23 protein-coding genes are annotated in these 23490 nt (G+C 63.1%); 9 read left to right on the top strand and 14 right to left on the bottom strand.

Annotated features, from left to right (window positions below):
• Window positions 1–46 precede the first annotated feature (46 nt).
• The 7 genes from kdpC to GSQ90_RS11000 form a co-directional block, all read right to left on the bottom strand.
• Window positions 47–661: a potassium-transporting ATPase subunit KdpC gene (gene kdpC, locus GSQ90_RS11030; protein ID WP_158814865.1), complete on the bottom strand. Its 615-nt coding sequence runs from the start codon at window positions 659–661 to the stop codon at window positions 47–49.
• Between the two features lie 11 nt (window positions 662–672).
• The gene (kdpB, locus tag GSQ90_RS11025) at window positions 673–2787 is read right to left on the bottom strand and encodes a potassium-transporting ATPase subunit KdpB (protein ID WP_158814864.1); all 2115 of its coding nucleotides are present in this window, start codon (window positions 2785–2787) and stop codon (window positions 673–675) included.
• Window positions 2788–2816: 29 nt separating this feature from the next.
• A complete protein-coding gene (kdpA, locus tag GSQ90_RS11020) occupies window positions 2817–4526 on the bottom strand; it encodes a potassium-transporting ATPase subunit KdpA (protein WP_158814863.1) in 1710 nt (569 codons plus the stop codon).
• Between the two features lie 34 nt (window positions 4527–4560).
• Window positions 4561–4647, bottom strand: coding sequence for a K(+)-transporting ATPase subunit F (kdpF, locus tag GSQ90_RS32835; protein ID WP_158814949.1), 87 nt, complete (start codon window positions 4645–4647; stop codon window positions 4561–4563).
• 251 nt (window positions 4648–4898) lie between these two features.
• The gene (locus GSQ90_RS11010) at window positions 4899–5132 is read right to left on the bottom strand and encodes a potassium-transporting ATPase subunit KdpA (protein ID WP_158814862.1); all 234 of its coding nucleotides are present in this window, start codon (window positions 5130–5132) and stop codon (window positions 4899–4901) included.
• A 263-nt stretch (window positions 5133–5395) separates the two neighbouring features.
• Complete coding sequence (locus GSQ90_RS11005; RefSeq protein ID WP_210254878.1) at window positions 5396–5638, bottom strand: hypothetical protein; 243 nt, start codon at window positions 5636–5638, stop codon at window positions 5396–5398.
• A 380-nt stretch (window positions 5639–6018) separates the two neighbouring features.
• The gene (locus tag GSQ90_RS11000; RefSeq protein WP_246731534.1) at window positions 6019–6303 is read right to left on the bottom strand and encodes a heavy metal-binding domain-containing protein; all 285 of its coding nucleotides are present in this window, start codon (window positions 6301–6303) and stop codon (window positions 6019–6021) included.
• A gap of 1799 nt (window positions 6304–8102) precedes the next feature.
• Here GSQ90_RS11000 and GSQ90_RS10995 point away from each other — a divergent pair.
• Complete coding sequence (locus tag GSQ90_RS10995) at window positions 8103–8342, top strand: hypothetical protein (protein WP_158814860.1); 240 nt, start codon at window positions 8103–8105, stop codon at window positions 8340–8342.
• 115 nt (window positions 8343–8457) lie between these two features.
• On the opposite strand, the gene GSQ90_RS10990 is transcribed toward GSQ90_RS10995, so the two are convergent.
• Window positions 8458–9303 (bottom strand): nucleotidyltransferase domain-containing protein, encoded by an 846-nt coding sequence (locus GSQ90_RS10990; protein WP_158814859.1) that lies wholly within the window; start codon window positions 9301–9303, stop codon window positions 8458–8460.
• 281 nt (window positions 9304–9584) lie between these two features.
• Here GSQ90_RS10990 and GSQ90_RS10985 point away from each other — a divergent pair, with 281 nt between their 5' ends.
• The 4 genes from GSQ90_RS10985 to GSQ90_RS10970 are packed head-to-tail and all read left to right on the top strand — an operon-like array spanning window position 9585 to window position 13514.
• Window positions 9585–10661 carry a hypothetical protein gene (locus GSQ90_RS10985; protein ID WP_158814858.1) on the top strand — a complete coding sequence of 359 codons (1077 nt, stop codon included), beginning with the start codon at window positions 9585–9587 and terminating at the stop codon, window positions 10659–10661.
• 57 nt (window positions 10662–10718) lie between these two features.
• Window positions 10719–11159, top strand: a complete 441-nt coding sequence (locus GSQ90_RS10980; RefSeq protein ID WP_158814857.1) for a hypothetical protein — start codon at window positions 10719–10721, stop codon at window positions 11157–11159.
• A complete protein-coding gene (locus GSQ90_RS10975) occupies window positions 11156–12511 on the top strand; it encodes a hypothetical protein (RefSeq protein WP_158814856.1) in 1356 nt (451 codons plus the stop codon). Before GSQ90_RS10980 ends, GSQ90_RS10975 begins: the two co-directional genes overlap by 4 nt.
• 40 nt (window positions 12512–12551) lie before the next feature.
• On the top strand, window positions 12552–13514 hold the full coding sequence (locus GSQ90_RS10970) for a hypothetical protein (RefSeq protein ID WP_158814855.1): 963 nt from the start codon (window positions 12552–12554) through the stop codon (window positions 13512–13514).
• Window positions 13515–13527: 13 nt separating this feature from the next.
• Here GSQ90_RS10970 and GSQ90_RS10965 read toward each other — a convergent pair whose 3' ends face one another.
• Window positions 13528–13905 (bottom strand): hypothetical protein, encoded by a 378-nt coding sequence (locus GSQ90_RS10965; RefSeq protein WP_158814854.1) that lies wholly within the window; start codon window positions 13903–13905, stop codon window positions 13528–13530.
• Between the two features lie 163 nt (window positions 13906–14068).
• On the opposite strand from GSQ90_RS10965, the gene GSQ90_RS10960 reads away from it, so the two are divergent.
• Window positions 14069–14485, top strand: coding sequence for a RidA family protein (locus GSQ90_RS10960; RefSeq protein WP_158814853.1), 417 nt, complete (start codon window positions 14069–14071; stop codon window positions 14483–14485).
• A gap of 22 nt (window positions 14486–14507) precedes the next feature.
• On the opposite strand, the gene GSQ90_RS10955 is transcribed toward GSQ90_RS10960, so the two are convergent.
• Window positions 14508–15710, bottom strand: coding sequence for a hypothetical protein (locus tag GSQ90_RS10955; protein ID WP_158814852.1), 1203 nt, complete (start codon window positions 15708–15710; stop codon window positions 14508–14510).
• A 282-nt stretch (window positions 15711–15992) separates the two neighbouring features.
• Here GSQ90_RS10955 and GSQ90_RS10950 point away from each other — a divergent pair, with 282 nt between their 5' ends.
• Window positions 15993–16268 carry a hypothetical protein gene (locus GSQ90_RS10950; RefSeq protein WP_158814851.1) on the top strand — a complete coding sequence of 92 codons (276 nt, stop codon included), beginning with the start codon at window positions 15993–15995 and terminating at the stop codon, window positions 16266–16268.
• Window positions 16269–16477: 209 nt separating this feature from the next.
• Here GSQ90_RS10950 and GSQ90_RS10945 read toward each other — a convergent pair whose 3' ends face one another.
• The 4 genes from GSQ90_RS10945 to GSQ90_RS10930 all read right to left on the bottom strand — a co-directional run bounded on the left by GSQ90_RS10945 (window position 16478) and on the right by GSQ90_RS10930 (window position 21390).
• Window positions 16478–16900 (bottom strand): MerR family transcriptional regulator, encoded by a 423-nt coding sequence (locus GSQ90_RS10945; RefSeq protein WP_158814850.1) that lies wholly within the window; start codon window positions 16898–16900, stop codon window positions 16478–16480.
• A gap of 297 nt (window positions 16901–17197) precedes the next feature.
• Window positions 17198–18607, bottom strand: coding sequence for a glycosyltransferase family 1 protein (locus tag GSQ90_RS10940; protein WP_158814849.1), 1410 nt, complete (start codon window positions 18605–18607; stop codon window positions 17198–17200).
• Window positions 18604–19341: an ABC transporter ATP-binding protein gene (locus tag GSQ90_RS10935; protein WP_158814848.1), complete on the bottom strand. Its 738-nt coding sequence runs from the start codon at window positions 19339–19341 to the stop codon at window positions 18604–18606. The genes GSQ90_RS10940 and GSQ90_RS10935 overlap by 4 nt, the downstream gene beginning before the upstream one ends.
• A gap of 3 nt (window positions 19342–19344) precedes the next feature.
• The gene (locus GSQ90_RS10930) at window positions 19345–21390 is read right to left on the bottom strand and encodes a glycosyltransferase (protein WP_246731528.1); all 2046 of its coding nucleotides are present in this window, start codon (window positions 21388–21390) and stop codon (window positions 19345–19347) included.
• A 115-nt stretch (window positions 21391–21505) separates the two neighbouring features.
• Between GSQ90_RS10930 and GSQ90_RS10925 the strand changes: the two genes are divergently transcribed.
• Both GSQ90_RS10925 and GSQ90_RS10920 read left to right on the top strand, forming a co-directional pair.
• Window positions 21506–22378: a DUF6502 family protein gene (locus GSQ90_RS10925; RefSeq protein ID WP_158814847.1), complete on the top strand. Its 873-nt coding sequence runs from the start codon at window positions 21506–21508 to the stop codon at window positions 22376–22378.
• Window positions 22375–23463 (top strand): hypothetical protein, encoded by a 1089-nt coding sequence (locus GSQ90_RS10920; RefSeq protein WP_158814846.1) that lies wholly within the window; start codon window positions 22375–22377, stop codon window positions 23461–23463. Before GSQ90_RS10925 ends, GSQ90_RS10920 begins: the two co-directional genes overlap by 4 nt.
• The last annotated feature ends 27 nt before the right edge of the window (window positions 23464–23490 follow it).

Raw genomic sequence — 23490 nt, 5'->3', positions numbered from 1 at the left:
AGGTCTCGACGATGATAGCGCCCCTTGGCCTCAACGTCGCGCAATTTCAGGACGACGTCAGGGCGTCCAGCGCCATATTCAGGCGCAGGACATTGACCCGGGGCTCGCCGATCAGCCCCAGCGCGCGGCCCTCGATATTGGCCTCGACCACAGCGCGAACCTTGTCTTCGGGCAGATTGCGCGCCTTGGCGACGGCGGCGACCTGCGCGAGGGCATTTTCAGGCGATATATGCGGGTCGAGACCCGAAGCCGAAGTCGTCACGGCGTCGGCCGGGATGACGCCGGTCGCGCCCGCGGCGCGCCTGGCGTCGACATCCGCCTTCACGCGATCAAGCAGCTTCTGCGAGGTTGGGCCAAGGTTCGAGCCGGTCGAATTGGCGGCGTTATAGGGCGCGTCGATCGTCTTCGAGGAATCGTCGGGATGGGCGGGATCCTGCGCCTGGGTCGCCGACGGACGGGAGTGGAAATATTTGTCTGTCGCAAAGTTCTGGCCGATCAGCGCCGAGCCAACCGGGCCGGCGCTGGTCGTGAGCAGGCTGCCATTGGCCTGGTTGGGCATGACCGCCTGGGCGATGCCGGTGATCGCCAGGGGATAGGCGAGGCCGGTCAAGGCGGTGAACAGGACCAGCAGGACGATGGCGGGACGAATTTGGCTTAACATGACTTTTTTCCTCAAGCCAGATGCAAGGCGGAAATCAAGACGTCGATGATCTTGATGCCGATGAAGGGAACGATGACGCCGCCCAGGCCGTAGATGAGCAGGTTGCGGCGAAGCAGCGAGGCCGCGCCGACGGGACGATAGGCGACGCCTTTCAGCGCGAGCGGGATCAGCGCGATAATGATCAGCGCGTTGAAGATGACGGCGGACAGAATGGCCGATTTGTCGGAACTCAACCCCATGATGTTGAGCGCGCCAAGCTCGGGATAGGTCGTGACGAACAAAGCCGGGATGATCGCGAAATATTTGGCGACATCATTGGCGATCGAGAAGGTGGTCAGCGAACCGCGCGTCATCAGCAATTGTTTGCCGATGCCGACGATTTCGATGAGCTTGGTCGGATCGGAATCGAGATCCACCATATTGCCAGCTTCCCGCGCCGCTTGCGTGCCGGTCTGCATCGCGACGCCGACATCGGCTTGCGCGAGAGCCGGCGCGTCATTGGTGCCGTCGCCGCACATGGCGATCAGGCGGCCGCCCTGCTGCTCGCGCCGGATATAGGCGAGCTTGTCTTCCGGCGTCGCTTGCGCGAGGAAATCGTCGACGCCCGCTTCCGAGGCGATCGCCGCGGCGGTGATCGGATTGTCGCCCGTCACCATCACCGTTTTGATGCCCATCGCGCGCAACTCCGCAAAACGTGGGCGAATGTCGGGCTTGACGATATCCTTGAGATGGATCACCCCGAGCAACCGGCCGCTGTCGGAGACCGCGAGCGGCGTGCCGCCCGAGCGCGAAATGCGATCGACCGCTTGACGGAAATCGGCCGGCGCCAGGTCGCCAATCGTCGCCTGACGAACAAGCACTCCAGCGCCGCCGCTATTGCGCATCGGCGCGGCCGTGCCGGTCGTCGCAGACTGCGCAAGAATCGCGTCCACCGCCCCTTTGCGCAAGACGCGCCCCGGCATATCGAGGCCGGAGATTCGCGTCTGGGCGGTGAATTCGACCACGGTCGCTTCCGGCGGCAGCGAGGGCGCCGCGATCTCATAACGGCTCTTGGCGAGCGCGACGATCGAACGACCTTCCGGCGTCTCGTCGGCGAGGCTGGCGATCAGCGCCGCCTCGGCGAGCGCACGCTCGGTGACGCCGGCGACCGGGATGAATTCATCGGCCATGCGATTGCCGAAGGTGATCGTGCCGGTCTTGTCGAGCAGCAGGGTGTCGACGTCGCCCGCCGCCTCCACCGCGCGGCCTGAAGTCGCGATCACGTTGAAGCGGATCAGGCGATCCATGCCCGCGACGCCAATCGCCGACAGCAGGCCGCCGATCGTCGTCGGGATCAGGCAGACCAGCAGGGCGATCAGCACCGTCACCGAGAGAACCGTGCCGGAATAGGCGGCGATCGGCCAGAGCGTGACGCAGACGATCAGGAAGATCAGCGTCAGGCCGGACAGCAGGATCGACAAAGCGAGTTCGTTCGGCGTCTTCTGACGCTCGGCGCCCTCGACGAGCGCGATCATCCGATCGATGAAGGTCGAGCCCTGCGCAGCCGTGATGCGCACCTTGATGTGATCGGAGAGAACCGTGGTGCCGCCCGTTACAGCGGAACGATCGCCGCCGGCTTCGCGGATCACCGGCGCGGACTCGCCGGTGATGGCCGATTCGTTGACCGAAGCGACGCCTTCGATGATTTCGCCATCGCCAGGGATGATGTCGCCCGCCTCAACGAGAACGACATCGCCGACCCGCAGGTCCTGGGCGTTCACAGGCTGAATGACTTCGCTCAGGTTTTTCGAGTCGACATAGCGCTTGGCGCGCGTGTCGCTGCGCGTCTTGCGCAAAGCGTCGGCCTGCGCCTTGCCGCGTCCCTCCGCCACCGCTTCGGCGAAATTGGCGAACAGCACCGTGAACCACAGCCAGAAGGCGATCTGACCGGAGAACAACGGCGAGCTTTCATGCGTGATGAGATCGCGGATGAAGAAGCCGGTGACGACAAGCGAGACCGCTTCGGTGACGAAAATCACCGGATTCTTCGCCAGCTTGCGCGGATCGAGCTTGCGCAAGGCGTCGAGAGCAGCCGCGCGGATGATCTTCGGATCGAAAAGCCCTTGAGCCTTCGCATTCGTGGACATGGATAACTCCGATCAAAGAAAACTTGCTGTCAAAACGCCTTGCCGCTGAGCATCAGGAAATGCTCGACGACTGGTCCCAGCGCGAGCGCGGGGAAATATTGCAGCAGATAGAGAATGACGATGACGCCGAGCAGCAGGCCGACGAACAGCGGTCCGGTGGTCGGGAAAGTTCCCGCCGAAGCCGGCGCTTTCTTCTTGGCCGCCAGCCCACCGGCCAGCGCCAGCACCGGAATCGCATAGGCGAAGCGGCCAAACAGCATGGCGAGGCCCAGCGTCGTATTGAACCAGGGCGTCGCGCCGTTCAGTCCGGCGAAAGCCGAGCCGTTATTGGCGTTAGTCGAAGCATAGGCGTAGATGATTTCCGAAAGCCCGTGCGGGCCCGCATTGTTGAGGCTGTCGAGCGCGGTCTTCAGCAGGACGGAGGCGCCGGAAAAGCCAAGCACAACCATCGGATAGATCAGCACCGCGAACATCGCGAGCTTCATCTCGCGCGATTCGATCTTCTTGCCGAGATATTCGGGCGTGCGCCCAACCATCAGGCCGGCGACGAAGACGGCGACGATGGCGACGACGAGAAAGCCATAGAGCCCCGCGCCAACGCCGCCCGGCCAGATACAGCCGGCCAGGATGTTAAACAGCGGCACGAGACCGCCGAGCGGCGTCAGCGAATCGTGCATCGTAATGACGGCGCCGGTGCCGGTGCCCGTCGTCGCCGACGTGAACAGAGCGCTCATCGCTTGCCCGAAGCGAATTTCCTTGCCTTCGAGATTGCCGGCCGACGGATCGAGCCCGAGAGCGGTCAGACCCAAAGTCCCGGCGCTTTCCGCCCAATAGATGACGCCGACGCCGACGATCAACAGAATCGCCATCGTGATCAGGATCGCGCGCCCCTGCCGCAAATCGCCAACGGCCCTGCCGAAGGCGATCACCGAAGCGACCGGAATCAGCAACAAAGCCCAGATCTGGAGGATATTGGTCCAGGCGTTGGGGTTCTCGAACGGATGCGCCGAATTGGCGTTGAAGAATCCGCCGCCGTTGGTGCCAAGCTGCTTGATCGCTTCCTGGCTGGCCATGGGCCCCATCGAGATCGTCTGCTTGGCGCCCTCCAGCGTCGTCACATCGACCGAGCCCGCCAGCGTCTGCGGCACGCCGAGCGCAACGAAGACAAGCGCGAGAACGATCGCGATCGGCAGCAGGATATAGAGCGAGACGCGCGTTACATCGACCCAGAAATTGCCGACCGTGGCCGCCGATGAGCGCGCGAAAGCGCGAACGAACGCAAAGGCGATCGCCAGGCCAGTCGCCGCCGACAGGAAATTGTGAACGGTGAGGCCGAGCATCTGAGTGAGATGGCTCATCGTCGTCTCGCCGCCGTAGTTCTGCCAATTGGTGTTGGTGATGAAGCTGATCGACGTGTTGAACGCCAGATCGGCGCCAACCGCGTCGAAACCCTGCGGGTTGAGCGGCAAGACATTCTGGAACCGCTGCAAGGCGTAGAGCGAGACGAAGCCGGCGATCGAGAAGGCGATCAGGGCGATCGCGTAAAGGAATGAGCTTTGCTCGCGCGTCTCATCGACGCCGGCGAGCCAATAGAAGCCGCGCTCGACAGGCCGCAAAACCGGCGAGAGGAAGTTGTCTTTGCCCGCATATATGCCCGCGATATAGCCGCTCAGAGGTATGGCGGTTGCGAGCACGAGGGCGAGGACGATCGCAATTTGCAACCAGCCGACGAATGTCATGGCGTCACCTTCAAGGTCAGATTTTTTTGCAAGTTCAGAATTTTTCGGGATAGATCAGCGTGTACAGCAGGTAGATTCCGAGGCTGACGCCGACGATCAGGCCGATGATGGGTTCGATCATGGCGTTCCCCTCACAGCCGGCTGCAGGCGTTGGCGTAGACCGCCATCAGCCCGAAGAACAAAAGTCCGAGAACGACGTAGACAAGATCGGCCATAGCAAGGCGCCTCCAGATTTGAGCCCTGCTGTTACGATTGAAATACGTAAGCGATCCATTCGGCATTGGGCGGCAGGGCATAAGGAAAACGTAAAGATGGGGAGGACGAGCGCGTACAAACGCAACTTTGACGGGAATGATCGCTGAGCCCGCTGACTTATGCCAAACGGCTGCCGGCGCATCGCCGTTGAACGAAATCGGGCCAGTCCTGCTCGGTCTCGGGATCTATTCCCGCGAGCCGATAGAGCCCGCGCTCGATCGGCGCCAAGACGGGCGACAGGAAGGTGCGTCCACCCTCGAACAGCCTCGCGATGAAACGTGCGAGCGGCCCGGCAAAGCCGACCACAAGGACGAGAATCAGGATGATTTGCAGCCAGCCGCCGAAGGTCATGCCCCCTCCCCCGGCGCGCGTCCGGACGCCTTGTCCTTGCGCCGCGCCGCGCATCGGAACGCGAGCGCCTCCCGCAGGGCCGCCGCCGCCGCCTCCGCGCAAGCGAGTTCAGCCGTCGGCGGCGATCTTCGCCCTCCGCCGGGCGCCCAGGCTGCCGGAACGCCGTTGTCACGAAGCGGGATGTCCATCGCTTTTGCGTCCTCATGCACGAATGAAGCACGGCAAATCGCGCGGCGACGCGCGGCGACGCGCGGCGGCGGCGGTTAGGACGAACAGTTTAATTCGATGGGATCGGGGGCGAGGCGGATCACGCTTTTGCGGTCGGCGCTCTCGAATCTGGCGTAGCTGATTGCAGCGTCTTTGCTGGCGAACAATCCGCCGCAAAGTCCGTGTGTTTCCTGGACGATCCAGTGGCCGCCAAGATCGCGGCCCAATACAAAACTGAGGGGTTCAGGACTGAGGGGCTCCGGAGGAGCTTCTTTTTCTTCGACGCTCGTATTGAACAACAAACTCTCCATCGTTACGGGCGCGACGGTCCGGGGCGGAATCAGGCGATTAAACGACGATCGCGAGGGACCTGCGCCACATCGAAGATCATGAACGGTCCGGTGCGCCGACCCGCCAGTCGGAGCAAAAGGGCCACCTTTCGACAGCGCGCTCACCAGAGAGTGCGCTCCGCATGATCTCCTTCCAAACGCGGCTCAGTTGGCTCGCCGCGCTGAGAACATTGCACCTGAACTGCGTAAAGGGTCGATATCGAAGTACGGCCACGCGCATAAGAAGCCCATAAGGGCGGGTCTCCGGTTCATGTTGGGATGAACGCTGGAAGAGTATCGTCGCTTGATATTGCTTGAGGTTGCATCTCATGTGGAGGCCACGCCGCCGATCAGGCCGCTTCGTCAAACTTGACCGCAATGCCGGTCGCGGCGACGCGCTGCAGCGGGGCGCCGCCAATATCGGCGCCGTTGATGCTGTCAACTTCGAAATCGAGACCGATAATCGCGTCGGCGTCATATTCTTCCGCTTCGCGGATCAACGCGCGCACGGCCGCCGAACGGTCGGCCTCGACGGCGGGGGCGTTGACAGCGCGCCAGCCGGAGGACGCCTTGACGCGGCCGATTGAATGATGACGCCGGCCGCCTTCGAGGCTGTTGGTGTAACTGACTTGCATGACTTCCACCGTTTGCTTCTTTTTTGCGCCGGCCCGACTTGCGTCCAACAATAGCGAGCGCCGCTCGCTCGCACGCGTCGTTACGACGCGCGTTCGCGGGCGTTATGCAGCGTTTGATTTGACTGAGAGCCGAATCGCAATGGGCTCTTTGAGATCGACATCACTTCTGCCGATCAATTGGGATGGTTCTCATTCAGGGATGCTCGGCGCAGACACGGCCTCCCTTGCCCAAACTGGCGCAACCATTTTCCTGACCTGAGCCAATATTGGATTGACCGTTGGCTGAAAGAGGCTTGGCGCAATAGACGCCGCCCCTGCCCAAACTGGTGCAATCCGACTCCGCGCCCAAGCCTGAATTCGCCGGTCGGAGCGGATTTAAAAGCATCAACCACCCAAAGAACAAGACGGCGGCGCCGATGGAGAAAATCGCCAGCAGAATGTGAGCAAAATCCGTCAGCGACAGAGGGCGGTAATTCGCCCCGTGGGCCGACGCTCTTGCAGCGACTCTGGCCCCGAGAGTGTTCTCAAACACGGCAATCTCCTGAACAAGGCCGCATCGATTGGGCCGTCTTGCTAGCGCCGAACGCCGCAAGAACGCCATATCGAATGACGGCCTCCGGCATAAGGATTTCATAAGGGGCCTTTACCCAGACATTCTCCATCGGCTTGACGATGCGGCTGCCGGCGATGCGAAGCGCTCGCCGTTCGGCGTCGGCGGCGAGCACGAACAGCGGCGCTCCCGATCGCTAGGGATTAGAACCCGGCGGTGAAACCATGCTGGACGCCGGCGCATGATCGCTGTCGGCCTGCGCCGACGGTTGACGACTTCTCATCAGGAATTGAGTCGTCAACAGAAGGGTCATCAGGATCGCGAATACGATGACCCGAGTTCTGGTCGCCGCGCTGCGGGCGAGCAAAGCCTCCCGCTGCGGAAGGCTCGAGGCGCCCGGGCGCGGCAAGAGCGCGATCAAGCGGGTGGCGATAGCCTCGGGATCCCGGTGCGCCGATGTCGGGTCAGGTAGCGCCAAGATCAATGCGGCCATTCTTTCGGTCGCGGTTTCCCTCGGCATCCGAGCTAAACTGGCGGCCTCCAGCCAAGGATCCAGGTCCAGTCGCGCCAGCGCCGAAATGACGCTGAGCAACATTCCGTTTCTCTCATCGCCAATCGGCGCGAATAAAAAGTCGTCGAATTCAGATCGCTGGAGAGAAGCCGAGGCGGAACGCATCATCGCAGTCACCGAAATTACTCCGGGGGCAATAGGAGGCGGCGAGACATGAGGCGCAGTCGCCACGAATGCCTGAACCGAACCACGGCGCGCTTCGGCGCGCCGTGTCAGTCTCGCGACCCGCACAGAGCCGACTACAGCGAATGATCATAAAGTTACAATTCGCTTCGTTGGGGAGTCGCGTAAGCGAGTCATAAAGAAGCTTGCCCTGCGATCGTTCGATCGACGTAGGGCCGCCAGACCAGTCGCGCGAGCCGCACTGTCGCGACAGGTAGATATCTCTGCGACAATTTTTTAGTGTCGCACGCCGTCGCGAGCGCTCCGCTCCTTCTTCTTTGGGCCGCCAGAGGTCAGAGTTTTCCGGCGTATGCGCCGTGCGTCCTGGCGTCTTCTCCTCCACCGTGGCCCTGACACAATCCGGATTGTCGATCAGCGGCTTGGCGGCAGGAGATTGACATCGGGTTTGTGCCGGCAGTCCGACTTCCGCATGGATACCTTATGCGCTCAGCGCTACATATATGGAGAAATGCTGGCCCAACATCTTCAGGTTCAGCACCGCGGGAGGAAGACGAGATGGCTACGCTTCCGGCAGACGAAGACTATGCAAAATCCGTTCTAAGCATCTTCCACGCCAACCAAATTCGTCCGGGCGAAACCCTGAGGGCCGGGCAAGTCAAAATTGAATTCCTGACCAGGAATATGGGCAGGCAACCCGATTACGAGGCAGGGTTGGATTATGCGATCGATCGCCATTGGTTGAGACTCGATCTCAACATGATCCGGCTGACGGATTCAGGATTTGCCGAACAGTGAGCGGAGCCCTGGCGTCGGCGAATGCGAAGCTGGATTGTCCGCCGTCTGAGGCAAGGAAAGCGTGGGGATCGCGTATGGCGGCCCATTGATGGGGCGGCTTTGGGCTGAAAGCGGCCTAGCTGGTCGCCGCGGCCAGCGCCTTCAGTTCATGCTCGCAAGCCCGCAGCGTCGTGAACGCGTCGCCGAATTCGCCGCAGCCGATCGCCCGCCAGACCGCCGCCGCCTGCCCCGACAATTCTGCAATGGTGAGCGGAAACGCCGCCGCCTCATCCAGAGCGCCTTTCTCATTGATGAGATAGCGCCGGTTGAGGGCGAACAACACCTGACCGATGCAGCACAGCGCCCGATAGGCGCATCCCGCAATATGCGTCTGCTCGCCACGGGGGATCGCAATCTCCCCGTTCTCGATGCTGAACAGAACCTCCCACAGAAATCGGCGAACGAGCGCCTCCCGCAACGCCTCCGGATAGGGCGACGTCATCGCCTTCAACTCAGCGATCATCGCCTGCGGATCGTGCAACGGCAGGCAAAGCGCGACCTCCCCCATCCATATCGCCGAGCAGAAACCATGCGGATGCCCTGGCTGATAGTCCATATTGATGCGACCAGCCGTGCAGGCGTGGATGACCTGCGTCACCGCCTCGCCGTTACGATAGAGAAGGTCCACCTTTCGACCGCCGATGGACAGCCAACCGCCGCCAACGATCCATGGTCCCCACTCGCCAACAGGAGTCACGGCGGCTGCGCGGGGATCGTCGACCAGACCCTTCGCCACATCGAGGAGGCGATCCGTATCCAGTTGCGCTCGCGGGCCATAATAGAGCCCGAGATCGTAGTCGGAACTGGCGGTCGCCGTTCCTCTGGCCCGCGATCCCCCGAGCACAATAGCGACGACGCCCGGGACATCGGCAAGTGCGGGTATCAAGCGCTCCAGGAGTTGGTCCGGCGAACGGTCGGTCATCGAATGGGCGCCACGCGTCTAATTTTATCCGCCAGCTCGGCGGAAGGCCGCCGCCTCCGACAAGAAGCGCCGCGGCGGCCAGTCTACGGGGCGCCGCCTTCGCGACGCTTGGAATAAACCGAAGATTAAGCCAATATCGCCATCTGTAAAAGCAAACAACGCCCTTCGACTATGATATAGTAACCGCTGGGGAAATTCGGGCTGCGCGGGAATCTACTCCCCCCGCCGCTGTGACGATGATTCGTCGAACTGGAGAAAGCATTGCAGCGAGAGCGTCACCCATGAGCCCGGCCAGCGCGCCCAAAGGCGGCCGCGACATTGTCGCCTATTTCGCCGGCCATCTGGCCAATCTGGTCAATGGCAACGACAGTTTGAGCGACAGCGACGAGGTCGTTGCGATCAAGCCGTTCTCGCTATTCGAGCGCGTCCACCGCAGCCTGGTGTCAAACCGCAAATATTCCGACATCCTTGTCGGCGCCTGGGCCTATCCGCCGCCCAACAACGCCGAGGACGCCGCTGACTTCTACTTCGACAATGTTCTCGACCGGCCCATCGGCGCCCGCGGCGACGGGCCATCCTCAGCCGATAACCTTGCCGCTTTGATCGGCTCGCATGCGATCGGTCCGCGCGCAGTTCGCGCCGCAGGCGCCCTGTCGATCTGGAAGGCGCTGATGGGCGGAGAGCCGAAAATGCGCCGGTTCAACGACAAGCGCGACCTGTTCGAACTCTCCAACCGCATCCTGAAATGCCTCGACGCCGCCAATCGTCCCTATGCCGAGGTGCTGCGGCTCGGCCTTTGTCCCAAGGAATGGCTGGTCGGCGACGATGCGGTCGGGGTCAACACGCTGAAGGCCGCTAACGCCTTCCTCAAGATCCTGAAGGCGGAAATGAACGGCCAGTTTGGCCGCCGCCCGGACCAGCGGGAACTCGACGTGGCCTTCTTTTCGGCGCCGATCCCCGGCTATAAGGACGCCAAGGCTTTCACGGCCAGCCTGCTCGGATCGGCGATCCTGACGCGCCTGGCCGGACAGGATCAGACGTTCCTCCTATCCTTTGATGTAATGGAGGCGACGCAAAGCGAGGCGCTGGCAGACGAGCCGGCCGAACCGCTGATGGACGCCGAGGAAGCCGCGCCCTTCCTGGAAGGCGCCGTGGCCGCCGGCGTCATCGACGCCCAGGAAATGAGCCTGCTGGCCTCGATCATGGCTGGACGGTCCTTGGCCGACGTCATGGGCTCCAATCTCTACCTGCGCCGACGTCTTAAAGCCGATTTCGACAATGATCTTGAGGCCTATATCGACGATCTTTCAAGCCGGACCGCCCAGTTTGTGTGGAAGACGGATTCCTCCAGACCGTAATCAAAAACCGGTGATCGGGGGCCAGCATGGCGCAAGATGCCGGTTAAGGAGATTTCCATGACAAACCAATTCGATAGCCGTGAGGCCGCCCGCTTCCTGCGGACGCTTCGCGTCACGACGCAAACAGCGCTTGCTCAAGAGGATCTAAGGCGCGGACGCAGCCTTGGCCGGGCGACCACCGCCTTCCAGGCGCTTGCGGCCAAAGGGCCCGGCGAATGGCGCTTCCCGGACGCGGGCCTGATGAGTTCGGACGGGCTGGTCCTGGCCAAACTGTCGCGCGAGACGGGCGGCGCCCATGTCATGGAGCTTCAGGCCCAGGGCCTCACCGGCCTGTCGGCCTACGCCAATCGCACGGCGCGGGTTCGTTTTGGCGCCAATCTGGCCGCCGACGGCGTCTTCGATCGCGACGGCCGGCTCCATCTGGTGTTCGAGGAAGCGGCGATCAGCGATGCTGACCTGTCGGCTTTTGAACTCCAGTTGCTGGATGGCGCGCTGTGATCGCTCGCGTGTTCGTGCCTCTTGTGGGTGCGAACGGCGAGTCTGCTCAAGTGTTCGAGGCGATCGCCGGCGATATCGCCCCCGAAGCCCATCCCGCCCGCTTATTGCCGCAGATTTCCGAACTTTTCGACTTTGGCCTTTACGGCATCGGCCAGACGGTTCGTGAGGCGGTGTCGCGCTTCGTCGACGCCCGCCGCGCCAAATTATGGCTCGGGCGGCGCAACGGACGCGTCAATCCGTGGAACCTGCGCATATCCGATCTCCAGATCGGCCGCCTTTCCGACGAAAACGCCCGCTCGGCGGGGCTCGGCCTGGCGCTGGCGGCGATCTGCCAGGCGTTTGGACGCGATCCCGGCGTGGTTTTCGCGACGGGAGAAATCAAGCTGCCGGGCGGCCCCGGCGCGCCCGTCGTCGCGGTCGGTCCCGTGGATGGCCTGCGCGGCAAGCTGATGCTGGTGGGCGATTACATCGTTCAGCATCGTAAGGCGCTCGCCGGCGCGCGGATGACGGTGGTCCTGCCTTCGACGACGCCCGACGGCCGCTCGCTCGCCGCCGCCGAGGCGTCGACCCTTCAGCGCCTGAAAACCGAAGCCAGCGATGCGGGTGCGGCGCTCGATTTCGTCTTCGCCGATACGCTGGACGGCGTCGAAGAGGCGCTCGGTCCTTTCGCCATGCACGAGATCGTCACGCCGAAGCGGGCGATCGGGCTTGGCGCCGCGGTTTGCGCGCTCGCGCTGCTTTTTACCGCATGGACGGCGCTTGCCCATGCTCCCATCGAATTGGCCTGGGCGCCCGTGACGGCGGCGGCGGCCCAGACCCGCGGCATCCAGGTCGACGCCGGAGACACGGAACCGCAGCGCGCCCGCTACGATTCCGCAACCGATAAGCTGCAATTGCTGAGCGATTGTTTCGACGAACAGCGGCAGCCCCTGGTCATCGGCGGCGAGACGCTGCTCATGCGAGTGACGGCGCGCGACGGCCTGCCTTTTGCGAGCAAGCTGCGCCCGCCTCGCATTTTCATCGCCGCCGTGTCGCGGGCGGCTGACCCGGTTATTCTCGACGCTGATCATTTTCACCCGCAGAGCGCGGCGCCTGCCTCCGATGCGACGCTCGACCTGATGACCGCCATTCCGATCGAACCTGTGGAGGACGAGGTGCGATTGTTCGTGGTGGCGACGCGCGATCCCAGCATCGAACTGTCGGCGCTCCAGGCCGATCTGCGCAAGCACCTGCAAGGCCTGTCCGGCGCCGCGGTGCTGACGACGACGGAGAGCTTTCTGCAGGACCGTCTGGGCGCCGAGATCGAATATCAATTCAAGGTGACGAACGACCGGAGCCTGTGCCCGGCCTGAAGCGCCGGCCAGAACTCCTCCGGAGAACGGCGAGGAAGCCATGATCGATCGAAAACGAGCGCGCGAGAGCGCCGGCAAAGGCAAGCCGATCCGGCGCGCGCTACGCGCCCTGGCCGGCGCGGCGGCGATCGTGGCGGCAAGCTTTGCAAGCGGCGCAGCTTTCGGCGCGCCGGCGATCCTCGCCAATGATTCCGACATAACCGCCTTCGCCCAACGCGTAAAAGCCTTTGCGGGCGCGAGCCGCGTGCGTTGGGTTGTCGCCGCTACGACCAAAGCCGATGCGGAAGCGCTGGTGGCCAATATCGGCCTTCATCTTTTGCCCGATGATCGCACGCTGCTGGCGCGCGTGAAGGCGCAGACCTTCGCCGAAAATCCCGAGGTTGCGCCGGGCGCCAGCATTCCGATCGCCTGGATGATTCCGCAGGCCGGACTGGCCCAGGGCGGCCCTGCCTGCAGTTGGCAGGTCCTGGTGTCCGACCCGAGCTTCCCGTCCCTGGCGGCGGCCGGCGTCAGCGTGCCGCTCGCGCCGAATGACAAATTGCCGGTCGGCGCGGATGCGACGTTCCGGGTCGGCTATACCGGGCTTTTGCAATCCAAACTTTACGCCTTCGACGAAACGCAGCCCGGCGCCATCCGCGACCTCGCCAGCGCTCCCGACGTCAATATTCCCGTCGCGATCGGTCCAGGCGGCGAAACCATCCTGCTGGCGATGGCGCGCCATCCCGCGCCGTTCCTGGAGGGAATCAGAACGGCGCTCGCGACGAGCGCCGGGCAAAGACGGGATCTGGGCAAGGAATATGCACTGCGCGAAAATCTGCTCGGAAAAGGGCGCGGCATCGGCGCCAATATCCAGCTTGTGACGCCCAATATGGTGGTCGCCAAGGATGAGACCGGCCGGCAGCCCAAACCCAATGTCGTCGCCCGCGCCGATGATCCGCACGCGGGCGAATTGATGGAGACCTGCATTTTCTCGCTGACGCGGGCGCAGAGCGCTGCGCCGTAAGCGGCGGGGCCTGTCAGTTCACGAGATTGACGCTCTTGTCCTTGCACAAATCGACGCTCTCCGAATCGGTGTTCGATCCGTCGGCGTAGACGCCATGCAGGTCGAACACGCAGTCTTTGTCGGTCGCGACGCTCACCGAAGCTTTTTTGCCGGGGGCGATATTGGCGGCGATTTTCCTCGGTATGAACGTCCCCGTCGGCGTGGCGTCCAGCTCGGTGAGCGCGACGGCGCGCGAATTGGTGACCACGACCAGGGCCGATGGCGTCGCATTCTTGTGCGGTTTCGCAGCGGCTGGCGGCGCCGCCGTCTGGGCGCAGACCGCCCCCGCTATCAACGCCGCGCCGACAAACGGCGCGACAACAGCGAACGATTTTCGGTGAAGGCTTCCCATGCTATTCCCTCATTGGAGCGGCGCTACTGACGCGTCTGGTGCAATGGCCCGGGCGCTTACGAAAGCATTCCACCTATGACGGGCGGCGTCCAAATCAAGGTTTATTGAACAGCGCGGCTTTTTGGAGGCGCGAGCGGGCATGGCGGCAAGCGAAAAACTCAAAATGAGCGAGGATGCATCGGCGTCAATCCGGCGCATAAACCCGCCCGAACTCGGCGCCCCGCCCGGCTATTCGCAGGTCGTCGAAATGCGCGCCGGTCGGATCATCTTCATCGCGGGGCAGACGGCGCTTGACCGCGAGGGCGAACTGGTCGGCAAGGATGATTTTGCCGCGCAAGCGACGCAGGTATTCCAAAACTTGGGGCTCGCCCTCCAATCGGTCGGTTGCACGGCGGCCAATCTCGTCAAGCTGACAGTCTTCCTCCGGGACATGGATAATCTCTCCGCCTATCGAGAAGCGCGGAATCGTTTTTTCGCGACGACTGCGCCGGCCGCCGCGCCCGCGGTCACTTTGGTTGAAGTGTCGCGGCTCTACGGTCCGGACTTCCTGATTGAAATCGAAGCGATAGCAGCGGCCTGACAGGATTCCGCCGTTCCGCTCATTAAGACGCGGGAGGCTTGGCGCCGGCGGCGTTATCGGCGGCCGCTTTCTGCCCTCCCCCGAAATCGAATTGTTTCTGCAGACCTATTTGCAGATTCAACGACCAGGGCAACGTCTCTCCGGGTTGTTTCACCTGGCGGACGGACGCGGTGGCGGTGCCCAGCAGCCCGCCGCCGAAATCATGGGCGAAATCGACGCCGCCGAGCAAGGTCGTGCTCCACGCGCCGAGGCCGAGATAGTCGTCGCGCTTGAAGCGCGCCGTGAAGTTCACGGCGTTGTGGGCGTCGAACTTGTAGCTGACCGAGGCCTCGTGCGCCTGCGTCAAGTCGATGGCGGAAAAGGGCAGCGTCGTGTCCTGCACCGTCCGCGTCGACCCAAGACCCAACGTCCACGCGCCGAGCGGAATTTTAGCCTTGGCCGTGTAAAGCAATTGCCGGACGGGATCGAAATCACTCGTATCGAAATTGGCCGCGAACGGCGACACCGACCCTTCCAGCTCCGCGCCGCGCAAGTTTGCCGAGAAGAACGCGTTCGGCTGCAGCGTGTCATGACTGCGGTCGAGTCCGAGATAATCGCTGTCTTCGAGATAGTCGACGCGTGAAGCGGCGACCGACGCGCCAAATTCTCCAAAGCCGGTCTTGTAGGCCGCGCCTGACAGAGCCGTGACGGTCACAAAGTTTTCGTCGGAAGGCAAGAATCCGCCATTGGCGAAGATGTTGCGTTCGTTGAGCGCTGTCACCGTCGCGTCAAGATTGGCGAAAACGCGAAATTGCGACGTTTCGTATTCGATGCGGTTATGCCATTGCTCCGCTTGCGAACGGCGCGACCAACTGTCGTCGACTGTCGTCGTCAGGCTGGTGCGCAGCGTGAGGTTCGGCGCCGGCCGCAGCGCCGCGGTCAGCGCGGCGACGACGCTCGTGCTCGGGGCCGCGACGCGCGGATCGTAAAGCGTGTTCGACCCCGCAAGCTTGACGCCGATCCCCTCTTGTTCGGCGCCGCGCAGATAGTCGAATGAGAAAGTCTGCGTCTCGAAGGCGCTGCCGCGACCGCCCTCGCTGTCAGTGGGGTTGGAATCAAATCCGCCGCGCAGACCGATCGATCCCGTGGCCAATGTATCGGGCGCCGGCGTAGCGGTTTGCGCCAGGGCCGCAGGCGTCGCAAGCCACGGAACGACAAGGACCGCAAAGAGCTTCCGACGGATCATGCGCGAGGTCTCCGACGCGCAGGATGAGGAATTAAGGATAACAGTCGGTAAATTTTGTGGTCTATTGCAAACTACATCCAATTGTTACAGCGTATATATCAGAAATAAGTACAGTTTTTGCTTACGTAGCGTAATGTATCGCGGTTTACGTAAGGTAAGTATAGGGTTAATATTAAATTTTAGTGTAAATATATACACATTGTTGCTTATTATAATAATTCAGCAATAGTTATTTCATCGGGCATTCGATGATCACTTGCCTGAACATCAATGGAGGAAGTCATGAAATATCTTATTGCCGTGTCTCTTGCCGCTCTCATCGCTTCTCCGGCCTTCGCCGGCGCTTCGCATAAGTCAACCTCGCTGATCGGCAACATCCTGGCTCCGATCACGACCTCGGTCTCGGCGCTCAACATCACCGCGCTTAACAACGTGAGCGTGCTGAGCAACAACAAGACCAACGTGTCCGCCGTCGCGCCAATCACGGCGGTCGTCAAGAACGTCAGCGTTCTCAGCGGTCTTCTCGGCGGCGGTTCGCACGGCTGCGGCTGCAACTAAGCGCTTCCACCGGAGGGCCAGGCGCGGCCCTCCGCCCTCCCGCCGACGCCATGCGCCACCGCGGGCTCGCGTTCATCGATCGGCGGCTATCCGCGTTGCGATTGTGATGACTCGGCCGCATGCGTCGATCGCCGGCGGCCTTTCGCTCGGACGATATCCCCGACGCGCAAAAATCGTCCGCTTACCGGACGTGTCCTCCGGACATCGCCCTATGCGCTCCGCTCCGCACGCCGCATCTGCGTCGCGCGCAATTGCGCGATCGCGTCTTCGATCTCGGCGCGCTGGCGTTCAAGATGGCTGATCTGGTTGAGGATTCGATCGGAATGCAGCTTTTCCTCGAATTCCGAATTGGGCGCGCCGCCCTGTGAGCCAATCAGATCGCCTATTTCACTCAGAGTGAAGCCAAGCTGTTTGCCCCTGAGGATCATTTGCAATCGAAGCCGCTCCTGGCCGCTATAAAATCGGGAGCCGCCCTCACGGCGCGGGTGAATCATGCGCCTGTCTTCATAGAAGCGCAGAGTCCGCAGGCTGAGGCCGAATTCACGCGCCATCTCGCCGATGGTGAATTCCTCGCGATCATTATAGCGATACGGTTGGCTCGCGACGGACCCTAACGACGACAACCCGCTCATGGCCTCTCCCTTCGCCCACGTTCTCGATCACAAGGACCGGACAGATTCATCTCCAACAATGTCAGCCTGTCTCGAATCACCATATAATGCAATTATTAATTGTTCATTTTAAGATTGCATAATATGGGTCGTGGCGGCGACGCGGCGCTCCGCGCTGTGCGGCATGACGGCGCGGCGCCATTTTCGTTTCGAAATTGACGCGCGAAAATCAAAGCTGGCTTGACAAGCTCCGACATCCCGGCCCATCGCCGCCGATGTCGCATGCGATCAGGGCCGGCGCGTGGGCTGTGTCGGGCGCTACAACGCGCCGACGGCAGGGTTTGGGCGCCCCTGGGAAGGGGCGAAATGCAGCTCGACGGGGCTCTCGCCGCGCGGCGGACAGGGCGCCAGAATGTCGCGCGCATGGGTGAGCGTGCCAAAGCGGTGGATCAGTTCGTCGCGCCGCCCGGCGATCCGGTCGCGCAAAGCCCGTTCCGTCGCGATCGCCTCGACAATGGCGTCCCGCATCGAGGCCGACGAAAGCGGATCGAAATAGATCGCCAGGTCGCCGGCGACTTCGCGAAATACGGCAATGTCGGAACACAGGACCGGAACATTCGCGGCGAAGGCCTCGATGATAGGAACCCCGAATCCTTCAGCAAGGCTTGGCATGATCAGAGCGGTGGCGTCGCCCATCAGCGCCTGCTTTTCCTGATCGTCGACAAAGCCGGTATAGGTGACGTTCTCGGGCAGGCGCCGGACGATGGAGGCGCGGCCAAGCGAGCCGATGATGACAAGCTGAGCCTGAGGGAGTTTGGCGAAAGCGCGGATCAGCGTCGGCAGGTTCTTTCGATATTCATAGGAAACGATCACGACGAATGTCGGACGGGAGACCGGCTCGCGGCGCGGCAATTGCGCGGGGAACCGGGTGCGCGGAAAGACGACCTTGCCCGGCAGATCGGCGAATTTCGGCAGGAGCTGGCGGAACCGGTCGCGCGTATATTCCGACACGAACAGAAGCTCCGTCGCATTTCGCAATGTCGTTGTCAGTCGGAACAAGAACAGGTGAGTGGCGACATCCGACAGCCGAATGTCGGTGATCGGCAGCAGGTCGTGAACGACGCCGACGATTCGGGCGCGCGAATTCTTCGCCATAGCGATGCGCGTCGGGCTGTCGACGATGACAAGATCATAGCCGCTGACGTCGAGGCGCGGCGCCGGAAGCCGCGCGAGGGCGGAGAGCTCCTGATAGCTGTAGATGCCGGAATCGAGGCGAAATTTGTGGAACAGCTTCAAATGTTCGAGCTCGGCCGGCAGATAGTCGAAAACCGCGGCGGCATTGGCGATGACCGCGCCGCGCATGGCGCGGCCGATGAACGCTTGTGCGAGGCATATCAGCACATCTACCGAAAGGATCGCTTGCAAGCGACTGCGAACCCAATCCACAGTCTTACGCATGCTGGATCTCATGTCGACGATATTGACGCCGACGTCGCCAAGAAATCGGTAGAGCGCGAGCAGTTCGACGGAATGTTCGTTCTCCGGGAACAGGCGAGCGCGGCGCTGATCGCGGCGCAAGCTGCGAAAGCGCGCCGTCCGCTCCACAAGCAGCGTCAGTTCGTGGCCCTCGGCGTTCAGCGAGCGGGCAAGCTCGCGCGTGAAATGGAAAATGCCGCGTTGGTGATTGGGTTCGCCAAGAGATTCGCTGACAAAGAGGATGCGTTTCATGCTTGCAATCTTTCCAGGTTCAATTCGTTGCGGCCCCGTGCGTCCGCGGTTGCGACGCCGGCGATGCGGCCCTGATCGAGCGTGACGATGCGCGTGCAGACGCGGTTCAGCAGGTCGCGATCGTGCGAGGCGATAAAGACGACGTCCGCCCGCGATACGAGATCGCGCAGGCGCTTCTCCGCCTTGGCGGAGAATTTTTGGTCGACGACGCTGAGCCATTCGTCGAGCAGCAGGATGTCCGTCGGGAAGGCGGTGGCGGCGCCGAAGAGAACGCGCATCTGCATGCCGGAAGAGAATGTGCGCAGCGGCAGGCTTCGCGCCCGTTCGTCAAGTTCGGTGAAGTCCCAGATTTCGTCGACAACCGCCTGATCGAAGGCATGGCCGCCGATCCGCAGCAGCAGGCGAATGTTGTCCTCCGCGGTGAAGTCGGGATTGACGCCGACCCCGAGGCCGAGCAGCGGCATGACCGCACCGCGAATGTCGCGCGCGCCGCTGGTCGGCGGATAGACGCCCGCGATCAGGCGCAGCAACGTCGATTTGCCGCTACCGTTGGGTCCCTGCAGACCGATCCGGTCTCCGGAAGCCGCGGCGAGTGAAACGCCATCGAGCGCGCGCACGACCTTGACGCGGCTCTCGCCGAGCGCGCGACGGAACAGAAGCCGCTTGAGCGAGCGATCATAGGCGCCCAGGACGGGATAATCCATGACAATGTCTTGCAGCAATACGCGCGACATCGGTCAGATCCAGAACGCGGCGCGGCGCATCTGGCGCAAGGCGAACCCGCTCGCGGCGACCAGGAACGCCAGCAACCCGACGACGAGCGCCATGCTCTCAGGCGCGAGGGTCCCGTCAAGAAGAGGCTGGCGCCAGACGCTGAACAGATGCGTCACCGGGTTGAGCTTCAGCACCAGCGCTTTCGGATTGCTCGACGCCGCGGTCCACATCACCGGAGAGGCAAGGAAGGCCAGCATCAGCGAGGATTCGACGATCGGCTTGACGTCCCGGAAGCGGGTCGCCAACGCTCCGAGCGTCAGCGCAAGGCCGAGCGCACAGCCGCAAAACAGAAGAAAACCGGGCAACGCGGCGACGACGTTGTCGATCCTCAAACTGCCGAAGGCGAGCCAAAGCCCAAGCGGAACAATCGCGTTATGCAGCGCGAACAAGGCCTGCCGGAAAAAGCACTGCATCAGAAACACCGGCGGCGGCACGGCGCGATCCTTGATCAGATTCGCCGCATTCGGCAGCGCGTTCATCGCGTCGAGAACGACGCCGTTCAGAAAGCTCCAGACGGTCAGGCTGACGGCGAGCGTCGGCAGCACGCCGAACGGCTCGGTCCGCGTCATCTGACTGGTGAAGGCGCCGAGAACCCCGACGGTCACCAGGAGTTGCAGCGACATCCAGAACGGCCCGAGAATCGAGCGGACATAGCGATGGCGCACATCGGACCAGGCGAGAACCGCGGCGAGCCGCGCCATGCCGGCGATGGAGAGCCCGCGCTCTTGCGCCCGCGCCGGCTCCTCAACGCGGCTCGGCACCGGCGAAGCGGATTCGAAATAGATATCCTCGATCTTGGACTTGAACATTTGCGACGAAAAGCACGCCGCGGCGCGCTGCTGGCCGGCCTCGCCGAAACGCTGGCGCGTTTCGGAATCGCCAAGGAGAGCCGTCACGGCATCCGCCAGAGCGACGGGATCGCGCGGCGGGACGGTGTAAGCTTCAATGCCGTGGCGGGCGACCATCGGAACGGCGGTGTTGAGCGCCGTGTTGACGATCGCGCAACCCGCCGCCATCGCTTCAAGCTGCGCAAGGCCGAAGGTTTCCGCGTCCGTCACCGAGGGGAGGACGAAAACTTCGGCCAGGTGCAGGAGACGGACGAGGTGCTCGTCGGACACCGCGCCGAGCAGGCGGATGCGATCTTGAACGCCAAGTTCGGCGGCCAATTCTTCAAGATAGCTTTGCTCGCGCCCTGCCCCCACGATCCACACGGTGAAGTCGCCGAGCGCCGCCGCATGGATCAGAACATCGAAGCCTTTATAGGGAACGAGGCGGCCGCAGGCGAGAACGACGCCCGGATTCTGGCGCTTGGCGGTCGCGATCGCGGCGCGCTCCGCTTCGGGAATAATATATTTCTCGACGTCGATGCCGAAAGGCACGACGCGGCATTTGTCGGCGAATTCCCGAAGAATGGGCGTCTCCCGCGCCAGCACTTCGTCCGCCACGATGATCGCGCTCGCCCGACGCAAGGTACGGCGGATGAAGGGCTGGACGATCGGGCGCAAAGCGCTCCGCGTCGTGATGTCGGCGTGCCAGTGAACGACAAAAGGTTGGCGGCGCCCAAAGCCGAAACCGAGCACCAGATCGGCGAGCGGAAACGGCGCGTGCATCACGCATAAATCGTGACGCGGCATGCGCCGCCAGAGGCGGAAAGGATAGGTGGGCGCCATCGGCAGCGACAGGAAATCGCCCAGAGAGCGCACGCGCTCGACCGGGACGCCGTCGACGTCAATCGTTCTGGCGCCGCCCAACGCGGTGCAGACCAGAGCGGAGAAACTGAAACTCTCGCGCAGATCCGCGCAGATGCGATGGATCACGGTCAGCGTTCCCCCAAAGAGGTCCGGATAATAAATCTTGAAGATGTGCAGGACCGACGGCTTGCGCCGGCTCGGCGAATGAAAGGCCGCGCTCATGGCCGAACCGCTGTGGGGACTGGGTGCGCCGTGCGATTCTGCGACAGGCTCGAGAAGCTCCAGCGCGTGGGCTGGAGGATGCAGAGACGCGATCATCGATTGACTCCGTGGGATATCTTCCCACCTATTATGTGGGAAAATTACCCACGTCAATCCAGTTGACGCTTTTTGTGGGATTGTATCCCACGGTCCCTACGGCTATCATGGTGCGATGACGCCACTTTTCTCGCAGCCAACCGCGTCGCCCGGAGCGGAGCAATTACGGACGCCGCTGGCGCGTCTGCTGAGGCCGCTGGTCCATCTCTGCATTCGCAGCGGCATGACGTTTCCCGCCCTCGTCCAGCTTTTGCGCCAGCTCTATGTCAATGTCGCCGAACATGAATTCGCGCTCGTTGACAAGGAACAGACCGACAGCCGCGTGAGCCTGCTCACCGGCATCCATCGCAAGGAAGTCAGCCGCCTGCGCGGCGCCGGCGCGCCGGTCAATGTCGTGAACGCGGCGGTGTCGCGCACCAGCGCGATCGTCGCCCGCTGGCTCGCGGCGCCCGAATTCACCGATTCCTCAGGGCTGCCGTTGCCGTTGCCGCGCACATCGCGCGCCGGCGATCCGTCCTTTGAATCCCTGGTCGCGTCGGTGACGCGGGACGTGCGGCCGCGCGCCGTTCTCGACGAATGGCTCGACCGGAAGCTGGTGACGAGCGATGCGCAGGACCGGGTGGTTCTGGCCGAGGCCGCCTTCATTCCGCGCGGCGAGGACGACCGCAAATTCTATTATTTCGGCCGCAACCTGCACGATCATTTCGCCGCGGCGGTCGCCAATATCCTCTCGACCGAGCCACCATTCCTGGAGCGCGCGGTGCATTACGACGGCCTGTCTCCGGCGCTGGCGCGTCGCCTCGCCGACCGCGCGCGCGAAATCGCGCTGGAAGCGCTGCAGACCGCCAATCGCGAGGCGCATGCATCGCTCGCGGCGGATGCGGGCGGCGATAGCCGCTGGAATTTTGGCGTCTATGTCTATCGCGAGGATGGAGCGCCCTCCGACGCCGCGGCGCCCGACGCGCCATCCGGGTCGCCCCTCTCGTGAGCAGCGCCTGGAACATCAATCGCAGGCGCCTGCTTGGCCTCATCGGCGGCGCGGCGGCTTCTTCGGCGGTTCCCGCCGCCGGAGCCAGCAAAAAGCCGCGCGACCGCGGCATCGGCGGGACGGGTTTCGCGCCGGGACCCGCCGAGGAGCAGGATCGCGGCATCGGCGGAACCGGCTTCGTCGGCGCCATCCAGCGCTTTGGCAGCATCATCGTCAATGATTCAAGGATCGGCTATCGGCAGGATGTGAATGTCGACATCGACGGCGCGGCGCGAACCGCGCGCGATCTTCGCATCGGACAGATCGTGCGCGCCGTCGCCCATTCCCGTGAAGGCGCCCTTTCAACCCACCGGATCGCTATTGTCAGCGAAGTCGTCGGACGGATCGACAACCTGTCCGACGAGACGATGGATGTGCTCGGGCAAAGCATCATTCTCGCCGGACTTGAACCCGCGCCATGGCGGCGCAAGGGCGCGCGCGTCGCCGTCAGCGGATTGCGCCGGATTGACGGGGCGATCGTCGCCAGCGCCGTCGAACTGCGCGGAGACGGCCTCGATCAGGTGGTCGGCGAGATCGAGAATGACGGCGGCTCATCCTTCATCGGCGATCTGAAGCTTGTGGACCTCGATGCGGGCCTGATCGGAAAACGCGCCGCGCTGGTCGGACATAGGGCCAAAGACGGCTTTCGCGTCATCGGCGGCCGGGCCGACGACGCGCCGTTCGGCGGGCGGATCGATCGTCTGTCGCTTGAATCCTTTGTCCGTCGCGTCGGCGCGGATCTTCGCCTGGGATCTGGCCTGTTGATTCACGACTCGCCCGCCGCCTCGCAAATTCCCGAGAACGAAGAAGCGAGAGCGTTTGTCGACGCTGTGGTCGACAGCGACGGTCAGACCCGTATCGAAGCGATCCGCTTCGCCGGCGGCCCGGCGGGCGCTTCAGGGCCTGCCGGTCCGGCGCCGGGCGCGCCGGGGCCAGGCCCCGGCCCTGGGAGCGGACCCGGCGGCGCGGGGCCGGGCTCAGGATCGCCCGGCGGTCCCGGTTCGGGGGCGGCCGGCGGCGGACACGGCCCTGGGATGGGCCACTGACAGCGCTTGATTGTTCATAGATGGCGC

The organism is Methylocapsa sp. S129 (assembly GCF_009765995.1).
Lineage (GTDB): Bacteria > Pseudomonadota > Alphaproteobacteria > Rhizobiales > Beijerinckiaceae > Roseiarcus.
The sequence above is the reverse complement of the archived record's forward strand: the minus strand, read 5'-3'. Positions and strand labels throughout refer to the sequence as shown.

What these genes read in the sequence shown, in the direction of transcription:
- kdpA (WP_158814863.1), bottom strand. Translation starts at nt 4,526, where the DNA reads ATGACATTCGTCGGCTGGTTGCAAATTGCGATCGTCCTCGCCCTCGTG.
- kdpB (WP_158814864.1), bottom strand. Translation starts at nt 2,787, where the DNA reads ATGTCCACGAATGCGAAGGCTCAAGGGCTTTTCGATCCGAAGATCATC.
- kdpF (WP_158814949.1), bottom strand. Translation starts at nt 4,647, where the DNA reads ATGATCGAACCCATCATCGGCCTGATCGTCGGCGTCAGCCTCGGAATC.
- GSQ90_RS11010 (WP_158814862.1), bottom strand. Translation starts at nt 5,132, where the DNA reads ATGACCTTCGGCGGCTGGCTGCAAATCATCCTGATTCTCGTCCTTGTG.
- GSQ90_RS10945 (WP_158814850.1), bottom strand. Translation starts at nt 16,900, where the DNA reads ATGAGCGGGTTGTCGTCGTTAGGGTCCGTCGCGAGCCAACCGTATCGC.
- GSQ90_RS11000 (WP_246731534.1), bottom strand. Translation starts at nt 6,303, where the DNA reads ATGCAAGTCAGTTACACCAACAGCCTCGAAGGCGGCCGGCGTCATCAT.
- GSQ90_RS10925 (WP_158814847.1), top strand. Translation starts at nt 21,506, where the DNA reads ATGACGCCACTTTTCTCGCAGCCAACCGCGTCGCCCGGAGCGGAGCAA.
- kdpC (WP_158814865.1), bottom strand. Translation starts at nt 661, where the DNA reads ATGTTAAGCCAAATTCGTCCCGCCATCGTCCTGCTGGTCCTGTTCACC.
- GSQ90_RS10990 (WP_158814859.1), bottom strand. Translation starts at nt 9,303, where the DNA reads ATGACCGACCGTTCGCCGGACCAACTCCTGGAGCGCTTGATACCCGCA.
- GSQ90_RS10995 (WP_158814860.1), top strand. Translation starts at nt 8,103, where the DNA reads ATGGCTACGCTTCCGGCAGACGAAGACTATGCAAAATCCGTTCTAAGC.
- GSQ90_RS10970 (WP_158814855.1), top strand. Translation starts at nt 12,552, where the DNA reads ATGATCGATCGAAAACGAGCGCGCGAGAGCGCCGGCAAAGGCAAGCCG.
- GSQ90_RS10960 (WP_158814853.1), top strand. Translation starts at nt 14,069, where the DNA reads ATGAGCGAGGATGCATCGGCGTCAATCCGGCGCATAAACCCGCCCGAA.
- GSQ90_RS10950 (WP_158814851.1), top strand. Translation starts at nt 15,993, where the DNA reads ATGAAATATCTTATTGCCGTGTCTCTTGCCGCTCTCATCGCTTCTCCG.
- GSQ90_RS10980 (WP_158814857.1), top strand. Translation starts at nt 10,719, where the DNA reads ATGACAAACCAATTCGATAGCCGTGAGGCCGCCCGCTTCCTGCGGACG.
- GSQ90_RS10985 (WP_158814858.1), top strand. Translation starts at nt 9,585, where the DNA reads ATGAGCCCGGCCAGCGCGCCCAAAGGCGGCCGCGACATTGTCGCCTAT.
- GSQ90_RS10955 (WP_158814852.1), bottom strand. Translation starts at nt 15,710, where the DNA reads ATGATCCGTCGGAAGCTCTTTGCGGTCCTTGTCGTTCCGTGGCTTGCG.
- GSQ90_RS10935 (WP_158814848.1), bottom strand. Translation starts at nt 19,341, where the DNA reads ATGTCGCGCGTATTGCTGCAAGACATTGTCATGGATTATCCCGTCCTG.
- GSQ90_RS10930 (WP_246731528.1), bottom strand. Translation starts at nt 21,390, where the DNA reads ATGATCGCGTCTCTGCATCCTCCAGCCCACGCGCTGGAGCTTCTCGAG.
- GSQ90_RS10965 (WP_158814854.1), bottom strand. Translation starts at nt 13,905, where the DNA reads ATGGGAAGCCTTCACCGAAAATCGTTCGCTGTTGTCGCGCCGTTTGTC.
- GSQ90_RS10940 (WP_158814849.1), bottom strand. Translation starts at nt 18,607, where the DNA reads ATGAAACGCATCCTCTTTGTCAGCGAATCTCTTGGCGAACCCAATCAC.